This window comes from Rahnella sp. CG8 (genome assembly GCF_023701875.1).
GTDB lineage: Bacteria > Pseudomonadota > Gammaproteobacteria > Enterobacterales > Enterobacteriaceae > Rahnella > Rahnella aceris.
In genome coordinates this window covers 62,442-77,449 of sequence record NZ_JABAED010000011.1, presented here as the reverse complement: position 1 = coordinate 77,449, position 15,008 = coordinate 62,442, and the positions used below count along the sequence as shown (strand labels likewise).

The following is a 15,008-nucleotide window of genomic DNA, read 5'->3' as shown; positions in this document are numbered from 1 at the left end:
CATATAAGCCGGGCGTATAATTGGATTCGATCCCCAATCTGAAAATGCATGCCAGCCGCACTTTTTGGGCCTTCGCAGTTGTAAAGCCCCCTTCGTCATTGTTTACTAGTCGGCAATATTTTCTATTCAGGATGAAGCAATGCAAAAGATGCATAACGGTGTACAAAATTACGCCTGGGGCAGCAAAGACGCGCTGACCAAACTCTATGGAATTAAAGATGCAGAAGGCCGTCCGATGGCTGAACTGTGGATGGGGGCTCATCCGAAATGTAGCTCTCAGATTGAGAACTCCCGTGGGGAGAACCTCTCTCTGCGCGACCAAATAAGTGCCGGACTGTCTGCGCAACTGGGCGAAAAAGTGGCTAAGCGCTTTGGCGAATTACCTTTCTTGTTTAAAGTGCTGTGCGCCGATCAGCCGCTGTCGATTCAGGTGCACCCGAGCAAAAGTGCGGCTGAAATCGGTTATGCCAAAGAAAATGCTGCCGGTATTCCACTGGATGCCGCCGAGCGTAACTACAAAGATCCGAACCACAAACCTGAACTGGTTTATGCCCTGACCCCTTTCCAGGCCATGAACGGTTTCCGCGAATTGCGCGAAAGTGTTTCATTGCTGCAACCCGTGGCCGGTGCGCATCCGTTAATTGCCAGCTTCCTGACGTATCCGGATGTTGATCACCTGCGCACGCTGTTTGCGGGCCTGCTGAGTCTGGAAGGTGAAGATAAATCCCGGGCGCTGGACGTGCTGAAATCCGTTCTGGATGAACAACAGGGTGAGCCGTGGGACACCATCCGCAGTATTTCTGAATTTTATCCTGATGACAGCGGCCTGTTCTCCCCGCTGCTGCTCAACGTAATCACCCTGCAACCCGGCGAAGGCATGTTCCTGTATGCCGAAACGCCGCATGCCTACCTGAAAGGCGTCTCGCTGGAAGTGATGGCGAACTCCGATAACGTGCTGCGCGCAGGTCTGACGCCGAAATACATTGATATTCCTGAGCTGCTGGCGAATTTGAAATTCAACGCCAGACCCGCTTCTGAATTGCTGACCACGCCGGTTGTCAAAGGTGCGGAACTCAACTTCCCGATCCCGGTCGAAGATTTTGCTTTTTCAATTCACAGCCTCTCTGCTGAACCGCAAACGCTGGAGCAGGACAGCGCGGCGATTGTCTTCTGTATTGAGGGTCAGAGCGTTCTGGTGAAGAACAATCAAACCCTGGTTCTCAATCCGGGTGAGTCGTGTTTCCTGTCAGCCACTGAGTCACCGGTGACTGCCAGCGGCAACGGCCGCATAGCACGCGTGTTCAATACACTCGCGAAATGAACAGTTGATTAAACAAAATGGGGCTAAACGCCCCATTTTGGTGATTTTTTTGCTGATTCAGCTACACTCTGTAGACTAATAACGCCGGAAGGCGTTTTTTATTTTCGGGACATTTCATAAGGATAAACAGAGATATGAAGAAGTCGTTAGTCGCTGTAAGCGTCATTGTAGTCCTTGGCGCGGCCTGGACAGGCGTCTCGTGGTATACGGGCAAGCTGATCGAACAACATATGGATGAACAGGTTGCGGCGGCTAACAGCCAGTTGCAAAGTGCTTATCCGAAAGCCGGGCTGAAAGTCAGCTATCAGGATTACCAGCGCGGGCTGTTCAGCAGCAAAATGCGCATTGTTCTGCAACCGGAGCCTGCTGCTGCAACGGCGGGCACCAGCGTACTGAAAACGGGTGACGAAATTGCCTTTATCGAAACTATCGATCACGGCCCTTTCCCTGCCGCTCAGCTGAAAAAATTCAATCTGATCCCAAGCATGGCTTCTGTTCATTCAGAGCTGCAAAACACGCCAACGGTGAAAGGTCTGTTTGATGTCACCAAAGGCAAATCTCTGGTCACGATTGACACCCGCGTTTCCTACAGCGGCGCAAGTTCCTCGGCGGCTGACATCATTCCTGTGACGTATCAGAAAGATGAAAGCCAGCTGGCCTTCTCTGGCGGTAAAATCAATGTCGATGTCGACAAAGATCTGACGGCCATGAAGCTGGACGCCAGCACCGACAGCATCGCTCTGACCTCTAAAAATCAGTGGGGTCAGCTTGAAAAAGTGACCCTGGCCGGTTTCAGCATGGACAGCGACACCAAACAAGGTAAGTTTCAGGTCGGCGTGGGTGATCAAAACCTGACTGTGAAGCAAATCCTGGTGAACGTTGACGGCAAAGATGCCGCTTCGCTGGATAACTTCAAACTGGTGAGCAAATTCTCTGAAAATGGCAATAACATCGCCGGTCAGCAGGATTACACCCTCGACGCACTGAAAATTCAGGGTGCAGATTTCGGTTCAGCCAAACTGACACTGAAGCTGGATAAACTCGATGGTGCGGCGATGAAACAGTTCGCAGACAACTATAACCAGCAATCCCGCGCACTTCTGCTGCAACAGGGTCAGATTGATCCGGCTGTTTATCAGCAACAGGCTACCGATTTACTGCTGGCTAACCTGCCACTGCTGCTCAAAGGCAATCCGGGCATCAGCATTGCACCGCTGAGCTGGAAAAATAGCAAAGGCGAAAGTAACTTCACCCTGCAACTGGATCTCAAAGATCCGGCCGCAACGCCGGCACAGACTCAGGATCAAATGCTGTCTCAGTTGGTAAATAAGGTTGATGCCAAACTGACTATTCCTCTGCCGATGGCCACTCAGGTCACCACGCAGGTGGCTCAGCTGGAAGGTTACAGCGCAGACGACGCCGCTAAACTGGCACAGCAGCAGGTTCAGGGTCTGGCAGCGATGGGTCAGATGTTTAAACTGACCACCGTGAAAGACGATACTATTACCAGCAGCTTCCATTACGCTGACAATCAGGTTGACCTGAATGGCCAGAAAATGACATTGCAGGAATTCGCCGGTCTTTTCGGTATTCTGGGTGGGCCGGCAGCGCCGGCAGCAACCCCTGATCAGGAAACGCCAGTGGCTCCGGCACCTGCCCCCGTCCCGGCTCAGTAATCTTCTTTACATCTCCCCCCAGCCAGGGGGGAGGTTGGAAGACGGTTTTACAACCGAACTTTCTGCCAGCGTTAACCCACACCCCATCCCAACCTTCCCCTCATGAGTGGGGAAGGCGTAAAACCTCCGCTACCAAAGGATTCTCAGGCGTGACCACTCCCACTGACCTCCTTCGTCTGCAAGACGTTTCTTTTACACTCAACCATATCCCGCTGCTGGAACCTGTTTCCCTCGCCCTGAATCCGGGGGAATTTACCTTACTGACCGGCCCTTCAGGGAGCGGGAAAAGTACGTTGCTGAAGATTATTGCGTCATTGCAAAATCCGACCGGTGGAAATCTTTATTTCAAAGGCGAAAATATTACGCAGATCAAACCTGAAGCGTACCGCCAGCGCGTATCGTATTGCTTCCAGACACCGTCGTTATTTGGCGAAACGGTTTACGATAACCTCGCCCTGCCTTATCAGATCCGCAATAAAAAACCTGATGACGGGCAGCTTCGTGACTGGCTGAAACAGGTAAATTTATCCGAAGACATGCTGACCAAACGTACGCAGGAGCTTTCCGGCGGGGAAAAACAGCGCATCGCATTGCTGCGCAATCTGCAATTTATGCCGGATATTTTATTACTTGATGAAATCACCAGCGCACTGGATGAAGAGAATAAAATCAACATCAACGACATCATTGCCGGGCTGGTTGAGAAAGAGCAGATCGCGGTGTTATGGGTGAGCCATGACCTGAACGAAATCCGCCACGCCAAAAACGTCATTACCCTGACCCGTCATTCATCAGGAAGCGCGTCGCATGAATCAGCATAATATTACCAACCAGTCTCTGGCTCTCGCGCTGATCCTGGTCGTCGTCGCCCTGCTCGTCAGCAAGAAAGAAAAGCTCGGACTGGAAAAAGACATCATCTGGAGCGTTGCCCGCTCTATCGTACAACTGGTGATTGTCGGCTACGTTCTCAAATACATTTTTGATATCAATAACAGCCTGTTAACCGTGCTGATGGTGCTGTTTATCTGCGTGAATGCGGCGCTGAATGCCAAAAAGCGCAGCCGTAATATCGATGACGGATTTATCATTTCTTTTATCGCCATCACGGTGGGTACCTCGCTGACATTAATGATTCTAATCCTCAGCGGTTCGATCGAATTTCTGCCCATGCAGGTGATTCCGATTTCGGGGATGATTGCCGGGAATGCGATGGTGGCAGTAGGCCTGTGTTACAGCAACCTTAACCAGCGTTTTCTCGATAATCAGCAAAAGATCCTCGAGATGCTGAGCCTCGGCGCGCCGGTAAAAATGGCTTCCGACCGGATTATCCGTGACAGCATTCGTGCCGCCATGATCCCGACCGTAGATGCAGCGAAAACCGTCGGGATTGTCAGCCTGCCGGGCATGATGTCCGGGCTGATTTTTGCGGGTATTGATCCGGTGAAAGCCATCAAATATCAGATTATGGTGACCTTTATGCTGCTGGCGACCGCGAGCTTATCGACGATTATTGCCGGTTATCTCGCTTACAAACGTTTCTACAATGACCGTGCGCAGCTGCGCGATTTGAAATCATCGTAATACGTATTCTGCCCGCGGGTCGAAAACCGGCGGGCAGGATTTTTCAGGCTTTATAAATCAGACAACGCCTGACGCAGATTCACCTCTCCGGCGGCCTCGTCATCAAGATCCAACACCCCTTCCAGATCGTCCAGATGTTCCTGCATAATTTCAGCGGCCTGCGTATTATCCCCCGCTTCAAGTGCATCGATAATCGCCTGATGTTCATCACACTGGCACGACGGCACTTCGTTACGCTGGTACAACGACACAATCAGGGAACTGCGCACCATCAGATTCGACAGAATTTCACTCAGTACATCATTGCCCGAAATTTCCCCGAGAATGAGATGAAATTCACTCAGCTCACGCACAATGGCGCGCCGGTCTTCAGATTGCACAGCTTCACGCTCTCCGCGCAGATGGGTACTAATACGGTGACGGTGACGCCGGATCACGTCCGGCCCGATGCATTCAACGATCGCCCGTTCGATAGCACGACGGGCGATAAACACTTCACGCGCTTCTTTGGCGGTGGGCTGCGCCACCATTGCGCCACGGTTAGGTTCGATGGTCACAATTCGCTGCATTGCCAGACGCTGTAACGCCACCTGAACGTGGTTACGGTTAGCACCCAGCGCGTCAACAAGCTGTGATTCCACCAGCCGGGTGCCCGGACGCAGGCGTTGCTGCGCGATGGCTTTAGACAGAACATCGACAATGCGCTGAACTTCCAGCTGCTTGGCGGTTGTAGTTTGATTACTCATGGATTGCTAAGTGGCCTCTCTCTGGCAGTTTCCGTGCAACCTATCACCATCTGCTCGCGTTCGTCATTAGTAAATGACGTGGGGTTTCAAATCATGCGAGAAATCCCAATAAATAGCACATAACATTCATAATAATTATCATTCCCGCACGCATTCACAATATCCCTGTTATCACCTTCCGTATCCTTGCAGCACCTCACGCTACGCAGATAAATGTTCAGAACACGTGAAGTATGCACGCCAACGTATTGAAATCAGGACAATAATGAAACACACATTTTTTAAACACTTACTCAATTTTATCTTATTAGCCCTGGGAGCCATTTGTACCGCGCTGGTCATCTGGCTGGATGTGGCCGTATTTAAAGACGGTATCCAGGAAATTTCCGCCACTGAGTTCCTTCAGGAACTTTCACTGCTGGCCATCAGCGCGTTGTTTTTCTTACAGGCCAAAAAACATCCGGCATTGCGGGGAGGTATGATCCTGATTGGCGGGTTCTTCTTCTGCATGCTTATCCGCGAACTCGATGCCCTGTTTGACCTGATCCACTACGGCTCATGGGTGTATTTCGCCAGCCTGTTCGCGGTCTATTGTATCGCCTGGGCCTGCATCACGCCGAAAACCAGCCTGCGCGGATTGTCAGCTTTTCTGGTTCATCCGGCCTGTCACTATATGGTTTGCGGTCTGGTACTGATCCTGGTGTTCTCACGGGTCTTTGGGATGAATATGATCTGGAAAGTGGTGATGCAAGGCGAATACGTACGGACAGTGAAAAATATTGTCGAAGAAGGCACCGAACTGATGGGTTATCTGTTGTGTCTGGGGTCTGCAGTTGCTTTCTGGCAGCGCAGTGAACCACTGAAAACCCTGTAAAATCCTGCCTGCTGCGGATTTCTGCAGCAGGCAAAATTTCAGACGCGCCACGGCAATACGCCTTCCGGCAGTCGACGCGCAAACAGCGACGCCAGCAGCATAAAGACCAGCACCACACCAATCATCAGGCACCCCACGGCTGCGGCCAGCGTGGAAGAACCGCCTTCATCAAGAAACACAATCATCGGTCCGAGCGTTTGCGTACCGGATGTGACCAGCAGAATCGACACCTGAATCTCATTCAGTGCGGTCAGGAACACCAGAATCGTGCCCGCCATGGCCGACGGCGCCGCCAGCGGCATCACTATATCGCGCATCCGTTGGAGGAAACTGGCACCGAATATTTGTGCGGCCTCATCCAGCGAACGCTCGATTTGCGCAAAACCGGCCAGCGTCGGACGAAGCACCAGTGCCATAAAACTGGAAAGATAAGCCGCCAGGATAATCCATACCGTGCCGTAAAGGCTGATATGCACCAGTGGCAACGGTTTGAGGAAAAACAGGATCGCCGCAATTCCGGTCACTATCCCCGGCAACGCGTAAGTCAGTTCGGTCGACAGTTGTAAAATACGCACCAGCCGAGTTCGCTGCCAGCTCAGGAAATACGCCAGAAACAACGAGGAAAGTGTCAGGATCAGCGCGGTCATCACGGTCAGCCCGAGGCTGGTCATAAAGGCATGGCGGATTGCCGGATACCCGAACAGCGCATTGGCATAATTGCTCAGCGTCAGACTCTGCAAGGTCAGTGCCTGACCAAAACCCGTGGTCAGGGATGTGGTCATCAGCGCGGAAAGCGGCAATAACAGCGTCAGCGACATCCACAGCCAGGCCGCAATTTCTGCCGGTAAACGCCATCGACCCAGAGACTGATGCAGCGCGCGCGGCGTCCCCGTGACACGCACATCCTGCCGCCCGCCCAGCCAGCGGCTGAACATCAGTCCGGCAAGCGTAATAGCGGCAATCAGCAGCGAAAGCACCGCCATATCCGTCAGCGCCGACGCCCCCACGCTGTTGAGTTGCTGATACACCAGCGTGATCAGCGTCGGGATACGACCGGGAATGCCGAGCATTGCCTGAATACCAAAATTACCCGCTGCGGTGACAAACGACAGTGCCGCACCGGCAAAAATAGCCGGGCGCACCAGCGGCAAAATCACGGTAAACAATACCCGCCACGGTTGTGCCCCACCGCTGCGCGCGGCCTCCACCAGTTCGGCTGGCAACCTGCGCAACCCGGCCCGCACCATCAGGAAAACCAGCGGCGCATTGTGCAATCCCAGCAGAACAATAATGCCGGTCAGCGAATACAGCGGCGAAGTCGAACCGGCGGGCAGCGTTAACCCCAGCCACGGCAATACCGGACTGGATGGCGAAAGTGCCTGAACCCACGCCAGCGCCGTTACCTGCGGCGGGATCATCAGTGGCAGAATAAAAGTAAATACCCAGGCCTGTTTACCGCGCAAATTAGTCAGCGCGATCAGCAGCGCCGCCACCGTACCCAGCACCATCGCCAGCAAAGTTGAGACGACAGCAATCGTCAGTGTATTCAGCGTGGCGGTCAGGACTTTTCGTGTGCCCAGTAAATGGCTGAGCCGCGAGATGTCCGGCACACCTTCAGGCGCCATTGCCGCCCAAACCAGTCGCATCAGGGGCGCTATCGACAATATCCCGATCAGCAACGTCAGGGCCCAAAGCACGCCCTTCTCACTGCCCGGCCAGAACCGACGCGAGGGGGTGGCGCGGCGCTGAACTTCACTCATCACGCTCATCTGGCTGTCCTTTGGGCTGTCAGCCACCGAAGATTTCAGTGAATTTCGCGCGAACTTCTTTATCATCCGCCACCGCTTTATCTGAATCCAGCGTCAGCAGCTTAATCGAATCCAGCGGTGCAAAGCCTTCTGGTGCCGCAATGCCGGATTCAATTGGCCGGTTACCTTGTTTCGCAACCAATTGCTGGCCCTGCGGTGAGAGCATGAAATCAACAAACGCCTTCGCCGCAGGCACGTTATGTGCCCCGGAAAGAATGGCTACCGGCTCAGTCACAAATGAAGCCCCCTCTTTCGGATACACCAGATCAATCGGCGAGCCCTGCTTTTTAGCGCGGATAATATCGGCATCGGTAATCACGCCATACTTCGCCATGCCACTCGCTACCGCTTTCAGCGCCGGGCCGTTGCCACCTTCCGGGGTAATGCCGTTCTGCGCCAGTTTCTGATAAAACGCCCAGCCGATGTCCGGCGTATTAATGGCCGTATGCAGGTGATACAACGCCGCCCCGGAATACAGCGGGCTTGGCACGGCCACCTGACCTTTGTTTTGCGGTTCGGTCAGCGCCATCCAGCTATCAACCGGTGTGGCGTTTTTAGTGTTGTAGGCAATGACCGTGGCGATAATTTTGGTGCCAAACCAGGTTTTATCTTTGTCGTAAAAATCCGGGCTGATATTTCCCACCGGCGCATCGGTATAGGCCATCAGTTTGCCGTCTTTTTTCAACGCGCCCAGATTGATGGAATCCGCAACCAACAGCACATCAGCTTTTACGTCCCCGGCCATCATTTCAGTTTGCAAAACATTCATCAGTTGCGTCGTGCCGTTGCGCGTCCACTCCACCTGCACATCCGGATAAGCCACCTTGAAGGCGTCAATCGTTTGCTGGGCAATTTCCGGTGCCTGAGAGGTATAAACCACCAGCTTTCCGGAGGCGGCTTCGGCAGCATTTGCCTCTCCCTGCGTGGCGCAAATCAGCAATGCGCTCAAGGATAACGTGATGGTTTTTAAAATATGCATAGCCCTGTCCTTAGAATGAGAAAATTATTGGGGAAGGATCCAGCCGTCGGCAATGACGAAAGTGACAACGTCACTCACGTAACTATCGGGCGAAAGAGAGGAATGAAGGGAAAGCTTCAGCGCAGGCGTGTTTACCGGCGCGACGTCAATCTGGTGATAGCCGCCGCGGTAAATCACCCGGGTGATCCGCGCAGCGATGCCCGGTTCGCCGTGCTGAGCAAAACGTAAATCCGCAGCATGGACACACACCTGCGCCTCACTCACCGTTGTCTGATGTGCCGGAGCCCGTAACCGGATACGCATACCGAAAACATCGGCCCAGGCCGTGCCGTTTTCGGCGGGTTGAATATTTTTTGCCGGGATAACGCGACCCTCGTCGATAAAGGTCGCGACCATGGCGTTGGCTGGTTCACGGTACAGCGTTTGCGGCGTAGCAAACTGCATCACCTGGCCCTCGTTCATCACCACGACACGGTCAGCCATCGCCATCGCTTCCTGCTGATCGTGGGTGATATACAAAAGCGTTGCGCCGGTGTGCTGATGAAAACGCCGGAACTCTTCTTCCATCGCCGCACGTAAATGCACATCAAGATTTGCCAGCGGCTCATCCAGCAGCACCACGCCGGGGCGTGTGACCAGGCAACGTGCCAGTGCCACACGTTGTCGCTGACCGCCGGACAAATCGGAAGGACGGCGTATGGCGTAATCGCTCAGCCCCACCAGCGCCAGCGCATCCTGCGTTCGCGTGCGTCGTTCATGGCGATCCATCCCCGCCACTTTCAGGCTGTACGCTACGTTTTCTTCCACCGACATATGCGGCCACAGCGCGTAGTTCTGAAACACAATGCCCAGATCGCGCTTTTCCGCTGGAACATGGACGTCGGTGGATGAAAACAGTCGTTCACCGACGATGATTGTGCCGCTGTTTACCGGCTCGAATCCCGCGATGGTACGCAGCAACGTGGTTTTGCCACAGCCTGAGGGACCGAGCACGGCAACAAACTCACCGTGATGAATATGCAGCGAGACGTCATTGAGCACCGGCTGAGTGGTAAAGGATTTACTCAGGTGGGAAATCTGTATGGCAGACATGCGTCGGATGTTTCCTCAAAGCGGCACTGGCCCGTTCAATGAGGAAACAAATTACTGCGGTTTTGTGACTGTTTTATGAACCGGTGGAGAAGGTTTGGTTCGACACGACATGGCAGGAGAAGACATAAATGCGATATAGCTTCCTGATTAAAATGAATCACTTCCTTTTAATTAAAACACATTATAAATCAATGCAATATCTGAAGAGTTCTGAATAGAAAAAAGATTATCTATAAGAAACAATCATTTTCCATACGCGGCGATAAATTCTCCGGCAATCGCCACGGCAATTTCTGCCGGGAGTTTGCCGCGCACATCGGGCAGCCCCACCGGGCAACGCATTCTCGCCAGTTGCTCAGACGAAATCCCTTTGCCCGATAAACGGTAATCAAAGCGTTTACGCTTGGTATCCGAGCCAATCAGGCCAAAGTAGCGGAAATCGCCGCGCTTCAGGATGCGCTCACTCAGAGCGAAATCCAGCTGGTGATCGTGCGTCAGCACCATGAAATAACTGTCAGCGGGCATCTGCGCCACCGTGCTTTCGGGTTCCTCATCCACAAGGCAGGTGACTTGCGGGTCCACCTGTGCCGGAAACTCACTGGCACGGGCATCTACCCAGGTAATGCGACAGGGTAAGGTGCTGAGAATGTTCACCAGTGCCCGCCCGACATGACCTGCGCCGTAAACCACAACGTGCGGTTGCGGTTGCCCCAGCGGTTCAAGCAACACCGACGCCATGCCTCCGCAACATTGTCCGAGCCGCGCCCCTAATGAAAAGCGTTCGAAGCGGCTGGTTTTCGCACCCTGCTGCAACATCTCGCGGGCAATGGCTGTAACCTGAAACTCAAGATTGCCGCCGCCCAGCGTATAAAATTGCTGGTCAGCGGTGATCAGCATTTTGCTGCCTGCATCACGCGGCGTGGAGCCCTGATTCTCCACCAGCGTCGCCACCACGCACGGTTCTCCGCGACGTTGCAGGTCATGTAAACGCGTTACCCAGTCATCAGTACGCATGAGAACCCCCGTCAGCCGGCAATTTTTGCGCTAGCCATAGCGGAATGAGTGACAACGTCACCCTGAAAATGCATCTGATTTATGGCGTTAAGCACTCTTTCCGGTGTGGCAGGTGCATCAAGGTGCGGATGTACACGATAACCGGCCAGGCTGGCGACGGCATCTTTGATGGCACACCAGACGGATATCCCGAGCATAAACGGCGGTTCACCCACGGCTTTGGAATGGAAAACGGTATCTTCCGGATTCTTACGGTTCTCCACCAGTTTCACGCGCAGATCCTGCGGAATGTCGCCAATTGCCGGAATTTTATACGCCGCCGGACCACTGGTCATTAAGCGCCCTTTGTCATTCCACACCAGCTCCTCCGTGGTCAGCCAGCCCATGCCCTGCACGAATCCGCCTTCCACCTGACCGATATCAATCGCCGGATTCAGTGAGTCGCCGACGTCATGCAGAATGTCTGCCCGCAACAGCCTGTATTCACCGGTCAGCGTATCGACCAATACTTCCGCGCAAGCCGCGCCGTAGGAGAAATAATAAAACGGATGCCCGGCGGCTTTACTGCGGTCATAGAAAATCTTCGGTGTTTTGTAATAGCCGGTGCTGGACAGCGGCACCTGATTCAGCCAGCACTGGGTCGCCACCTGTTCAAAACTGAAATACTGATTTTTAACGCGCACCTGACCGTTGCTGAAGGTGATGTCAGTTTCCTGTGCATCATGAACACGCATCAGCATCTCAACCATGCGCCCTTTGATGATTTCTGCCGCGTTTTGCGCCGCTTTACCGTTCAGGTCAGCGCCGGATGACGCTGCCGTCGGCGAGGTATTGGGCACTTTACCGGTATCAGTCGCGGTGATCTGAATCCGGGTGATATCCACCTGAAACACCTCAGCCACCACCTGCGCGACCTTGGTATTCAGCCCCTGTCCCATCTCGGTGCCACCGTGATTGAGCTGAATACTGCCATCGGTATACACCAGCACCAGCGCGCCTGCCTGATTGAGGAAACTGGCGGTGAAGGAGATACCAAATTTTACCGGCGTCAGCGCCAGCCCCTTTTTCAGATAAGGGCTGCTGCGGTTAAATTTCGTGACAGCGTCACGTCTTGCGGTGTATTCCGCGCTATCCTCCAGTTGCTGCGTCATCTCCTGCAACAGGTTTTGCCCGACGGGCTGGTGATAATGCGTAACGTTGCGGACTTCCTGACCGTAGTAATTATTTTTGCGTACCGTCAGCGGATCCAGACCCAGTTCGCGGGCGATATGATCAACGATGTGCTCAATCGCCACAATGCCCTGCGGGCCGCCAAATCCGCGGTAAGCGGTGTTCGACGCCAGATGAGTTTTACAGCGATAACCGGTGATCAGCGCATCGCCGAGGTAATAGGCGTTATCGGAATGGAACATGGCGCGATCGACGATAGAACCGGAGAGATCCAGCGAATAACCGCAGTTGGCCGCCAGTTTAATGTCGATACCGTGAATGACGCCGTCATCGGTAAACCCTACGTCATAGCTGACATGAAACGGATGGCGCTTGCCGGTGATCAGCATGTCATCCTGACGCGACAGCCGCATCTTTGCCGGACGTCCGGTCAGATGCGCCGCCAGCGCGGCAAGGCAGGCTGCACCAGCGGCCTGCGTCTCTTTGCCGCCAAAACCCCCGCCCATGCGTCGCATATCAACCACGACTTTGTGCATCGGCAAATCCAGCACCGAGGCCACCAGTTTCTGCACTTCTGTCGGATGCTGTGTCGAGCTGTACACCAGCATCGCGCCGTCTTCGCCGGGCATCACTGAGGCAATCTGCGTCTCGAGATAAAAATGCTCCTGGCCGCCAATTTCCAGTTCGCCCTGTAAACGGTGCGGCGCACAGGCCAGCGCCATTTCCGCGTCCCCGCGTTTATGCTGATGCGGTTCTTCGACGTAATGTTCCAGCGCCAGCGCCTGTTTTACCGTCAGCACCGCGTCACGCGGCTGATACTCCACTTTCGCCAGCGCCACCGCCGCACGGGCGGCTTCCATTGAGGTTGCCGCCACCACCAGCACAATCTGGCCGACATACTGCACTGTGCCCTGCGCCATCAGCGGATCACCATGGGTCAGCGGCGCAATGTCCAGATTGCCGGGCACATCCTGTGCAGTCATCACCCGCACCACACCCGGTACGGCGTAACAAGGTTCGGTATCAATATGCAAAATGTCAGCATGCGCATGAGGGCTGAGCAGCGGCACCAGATGCAGCTGACGGGGGAATTCCAGCCGGTCATCGATATACACCGCTTCACCGCTGACATGTTTCTCCGCGCTTTCATGTTTCTGGCTTTTGCCCACGCCGCTCTGCAACCCTGTGCGGAACAACGCTTCCATCTCAGCCTGAGAAAGTGATGGTTTCGATTCAGACATAATGTGTTACCCGCATCAGTGTTTCAGGAGAAGTCATTTCGATATGGCAGCGGCGCAGCAGATTTTTCGCCACCTGCATGCGGTATTCCCGGCTGGCACGAAAATCACTGATTGGCGTGAAATCCAGTTCCAGCGCCTGACAGGCCCGCTCGACAGTTGCCGTCTGCCACGGCTGACCAAGTAATTGCGCCTCACAGCCGCTGGCCCGTTTCGCCACTTCCGCCATGCCGCCAAACGCCACGCGTGCATGCACCACCACGCCATTTAGCACTTCAATATGCAACGCCGCGCAGACCGCAGAAATATCGTCCTCCAGCCGTTTCGACACTTTATAAACCCGTAACTGGCGTGCCGCCGGGGTATTGCGGGGAATGCGGATTTGTTCAATAAATTCGCCCGGCCGCAACGCAGTTTTGCGATAACCGAGGAAGAACTGATCCAGCGGTAACTCCCGTTGTTCAGCGCCACGCCGCAGCAGCAGCGAAGCGCCGAGCGCCAGCAACACCGGCCCGCCGTCACCGATTGGCGAAGCGTTGGCGATATTGCCGCCGAAGGTCCCCTGGTTGCGAATTTGTTGTGATGCAAACCGTTCAAGCAGTTCGCCAAACGCCGGGAACTCTTCATGTAAAAACGGCATACAGGCGCTGAGCGGCGCGGCGGCGCCAATATGAATAGCCTGACCGGTCAGCGTAATTGCCTTGAGTTCGGGAATATGACTCAGCGAAATCAGCTTCGGCAGGCGCTGATAACGTTGTGTGACTTCCAGCGCCAGATCGGTACCGCCTGCCACCAGACGGGAATCCGGGCAGGCAAGATAACGTCCGGCCAGTTCATCAATAGTCACCGGCTGTTCAGTCGCGGATATCGCGGCGAGTTTTTCCAGCGTTTGCCGGGCATCAGCATCAAACTGATCGGCCTGCGGGGCTTCACAAATGGCTTTCGCTGCATCCATGATTGGCCGGTAACCCGTGCAGCGGCAAAGATTGCCGGAAAGGGTTTCCTGCACGCCTTCAACCGTAAAAACAGGTTTATTTTTTTCCATCGCAAACAGTGACATCACAAAACCCGGCGTGCAGAAACCGCATTGCGAAGCGTGATTATCCACCATCGCCTGCTGTACATGATGAAGCTCGCCGCGATATTTCAGATCTTCAACCGTAATAAGCTGTTTGCCATGCACCGCAGGCATAAAGGTCAGGCAGGCGTTGACCGTGCGGTATTGCAGTTGCTCACCCTGCTTTTCTGCCAGCACCACCGTACAGGCGCCGCAGTCACCGGAGGCACAGCCTTCTTTGGTACCACAGCGCCCTGCATCGCGGCGCAGATATTGTAAAACGGTGGTGTCAGCGGGCAGATTTTCCGTGTGGATCCTGCCGTTCATCAGAAATTGGATCATGATCATATCCTTCAAAAATCACTGGTTTGCTCCCTCCCCTGCGAAGGGGAGGGTTGGGGTGGGGTTTTAAAGCAAAATCAAAAAGTTGATGTATGCTTTGACTGGGAGTT

The 15,008-nt window shown here is 54.2% G+C and carries 12 protein-coding genes; 5 read left to right on the top strand and 7 right to left on the bottom strand.

The window, feature by feature from the left end:
• Nucleotides 1-139 precede the first annotated feature (139 nt).
• The 4 genes from manA to fetB all read left to right on the top strand — a co-directional run bounded on the left by manA (nt 140) and on the right by fetB (nt 4,578).
• The gene (manA, locus tag HGO41_RS12405; RefSeq protein ID WP_250981073.1) at nt 140-1,321 is read left to right on the top strand and encodes a mannose-6-phosphate isomerase; all 1,182 of its coding nucleotides are present in this window, start codon (nt 140-142) and stop codon (nt 1,319-1,321) included.
• Nucleotides 1,322-1,455: 134 nt separating this feature from the next.
• Nucleotides 1,456-2,997, top strand: a complete 1,542-nt coding sequence (locus HGO41_RS12400) for a YdgA family protein (protein WP_037034018.1) — start codon at nt 1,456-1,458, stop codon at nt 2,995-2,997.
• A 149-nt stretch (nt 2,998-3,146) separates the two neighbouring features.
• Nucleotides 3,147-3,818: an iron efflux ABC transporter ATP-binding subunit FetA gene (gene fetA / locus HGO41_RS12395; protein WP_166860321.1), complete on the top strand. Its 672-nt coding sequence runs from the start codon at nt 3,147-3,149 to the stop codon at nt 3,816-3,818.
• Nucleotides 3,805-4,578: an iron efflux ABC transporter permease subunit FetB gene (gene fetB / locus HGO41_RS12390; RefSeq protein WP_250981072.1), complete on the top strand. Its 774-nt coding sequence runs from the start codon at nt 3,805-3,807 to the stop codon at nt 4,576-4,578. The genes fetA and fetB overlap by 14 nt, the downstream gene beginning before the upstream one ends.
• A gap of 50 nt (nt 4,579-4,628) precedes the next feature.
• Here the strand turns inward: fetB and HGO41_RS12385 are convergent, their stop codons facing one another.
• A complete protein-coding gene (locus HGO41_RS12385) occupies nt 4,629-5,324 on the bottom strand; it encodes a GntR family transcriptional regulator (protein ID WP_037034019.1) in 696 nt (231 codons plus the stop codon).
• Between the two features lie 265 nt (nt 5,325-5,589).
• Here HGO41_RS12385 and HGO41_RS12380 point away from each other — a divergent pair, with 265 nt between their 5' ends.
• Nucleotides 5,590-6,198, top strand: a complete 609-nt coding sequence (locus HGO41_RS12380) for a hypothetical protein (protein WP_013575522.1) — start codon at nt 5,590-5,592, stop codon at nt 6,196-6,198.
• A 38-nt stretch (nt 6,199-6,236) separates the two neighbouring features.
• On the opposite strand, the gene HGO41_RS12375 is transcribed toward HGO41_RS12380, so the two are convergent.
• The 6 genes from HGO41_RS12375 to xdhA form a co-directional block, all read right to left on the bottom strand.
• Entirely contained in the window at nt 6,237-7,967 is a 1,731-nt protein-coding gene (locus HGO41_RS12375) for an ABC transporter permease (protein WP_250981071.1), read from the bottom strand.
• A 19-nt stretch (nt 7,968-7,986) separates the two neighbouring features.
• Nucleotides 7,987-8,985: an ABC transporter substrate-binding protein gene (locus HGO41_RS12370; protein ID WP_241917142.1), complete on the bottom strand. Its 999-nt coding sequence runs from the start codon at nt 8,983-8,985 to the stop codon at nt 7,987-7,989.
• Nucleotides 8,986-9,009: 24 nt separating this feature from the next.
• A complete protein-coding gene (locus HGO41_RS12365) occupies nt 9,010-10,077 on the bottom strand; it encodes an ABC transporter ATP-binding protein (protein WP_241917143.1) in 1,068 nt (355 codons plus the stop codon).
• A gap of 243 nt (nt 10,078-10,320) precedes the next feature.
• A complete protein-coding gene (gene xdhC / locus HGO41_RS12360) occupies nt 10,321-11,091 on the bottom strand; it encodes a xanthine dehydrogenase accessory protein XdhC (protein ID WP_112152266.1) in 771 nt (256 codons plus the stop codon).
• 11 nt (nt 11,092-11,102) lie between these two features.
• Nucleotides 11,103-13,502 (bottom strand): xanthine dehydrogenase molybdopterin binding subunit, encoded by a 2,400-nt coding sequence (gene xdhB, locus HGO41_RS12355; protein ID WP_250981070.1) that lies wholly within the window; start codon nt 13,500-13,502, stop codon nt 11,103-11,105.
• Nucleotides 13,495-14,898, bottom strand: coding sequence for a xanthine dehydrogenase small subunit (gene xdhA / locus HGO41_RS12350; protein ID WP_250981069.1), 1,404 nt, complete (start codon nt 14,896-14,898; stop codon nt 13,495-13,497). Before xdhA ends, xdhB begins: the two co-directional genes overlap by 8 nt.
• Nucleotides 14,899-15,008: the final 110 nt, after the last annotated feature.

Excerpts from the sequence above, each read along its gene's own strand:
- xdhB (WP_250981070.1), bottom strand. The coding sequence starts at position 13,502 with ATGTCTGAATCGAAACCATCACTTTCTCAGGCTGAGATGGAAGCGTTG.
- HGO41_RS12365 (WP_241917143.1), bottom strand. The coding sequence starts at position 10,077 with ATGTCTGCCATACAGATTTCCCACCTGAGTAAATCCTTTACCACTCAG.
- xdhA (WP_250981069.1), bottom strand. The coding sequence starts at position 14,898 with ATGATCCAATTTCTGATGAACGGCAGGATCCACACGGAAAATCTGCCC.
- HGO41_RS12400 (WP_037034018.1), top strand. The coding sequence starts at position 1,456 with ATGAAGAAGTCGTTAGTCGCTGTAAGCGTCATTGTAGTCCTTGGCGCG.
- HGO41_RS12380 (WP_013575522.1), top strand. The coding sequence starts at position 5,590 with ATGAAACACACATTTTTTAAACACTTACTCAATTTTATCTTATTAGCC.
- xdhC (WP_112152266.1), bottom strand. The coding sequence starts at position 11,091 with ATGCGTACTGATGACTGGGTAACGCGTTTACATGACCTGCAACGTCGC.
- fetB (WP_250981072.1), top strand. The coding sequence starts at position 3,805 with ATGAATCAGCATAATATTACCAACCAGTCTCTGGCTCTCGCGCTGATC.
- HGO41_RS12375 (WP_250981071.1), bottom strand. The coding sequence starts at position 7,967 with ATGAGCGTGATGAGTGAAGTTCAGCGCCGCGCCACCCCCTCGCGTCGG.
- HGO41_RS12370 (WP_241917142.1), bottom strand. The coding sequence starts at position 8,985 with ATGCATATTTTAAAAACCATCACGTTATCCTTGAGCGCATTGCTGATT.
- HGO41_RS12385 (WP_037034019.1), bottom strand. The coding sequence starts at position 5,324 with ATGAGTAATCAAACTACAACCGCCAAGCAGCTGGAAGTTCAGCGCATT.
- manA (WP_250981073.1), top strand. The coding sequence starts at position 140 with ATGCAAAAGATGCATAACGGTGTACAAAATTACGCCTGGGGCAGCAAA.